This is a genomic window from Rhizobium sp. 18055, assembly GCF_902706285.1.
Taxonomy (GTDB): Bacteria; Pseudomonadota; Alphaproteobacteria; order Rhizobiales; family Rhizobiaceae; genus Rhizobium.
The window spans coordinates 1-399 of sequence record NZ_CACSKD010000439.1; the positions used below are offsets into that span (position 1 = coordinate 1).

The 399-nt window shown below is 59.9% G+C and carries 1 pseudogene; it reads right to left on the reverse strand.

Features of this window, described 5'->3' with window-relative positions:
• Positions 1 to 186 (reverse strand): annotated as a pseudogene (locus tag GVL52_RS32570) (branched-chain amino acid ABC transporter permease LivH); the annotation flags it as partial.
• Positions 187 to 399 lie beyond the last annotated feature (213 nt).

Below are 399 nucleotides of genomic sequence, written 5' to 3' on the forward strand. Positions count from 1 at the left end.
CGGCATGGCCTCCTGCATGAGGCCGATGCAGCTCCAGCTGGTGAGCGCGCCGATCATGAGCACCTCGCCATGGGCGAAGTTGATCAGTTGAATGATGCCGTACACCATGGTGTAGCCCAAGGCTATCAAGGCGTACATGCTGCCGAGGACCAGACCGTTGATGATCTGCTGCAGCAAAATGTCCATAGAGAAAGTCCTTCGTTGGTAACGTCCCACCCGTTATGGGGCCGGGAATCGGTTCAGCCTTTTGGGCCCGAATGCCATGTAGCAAAAAACCCGCCAGGACGGGTGCCACGCGGGTTTGGTGCGGGATTGTAGCCAGATGCCTTGCAGCCGCCTTACCACGGCCGGACGGGGTTTTCCCGGGGATCGGCAGGCCATCAGCAGCCTGTATCGGGC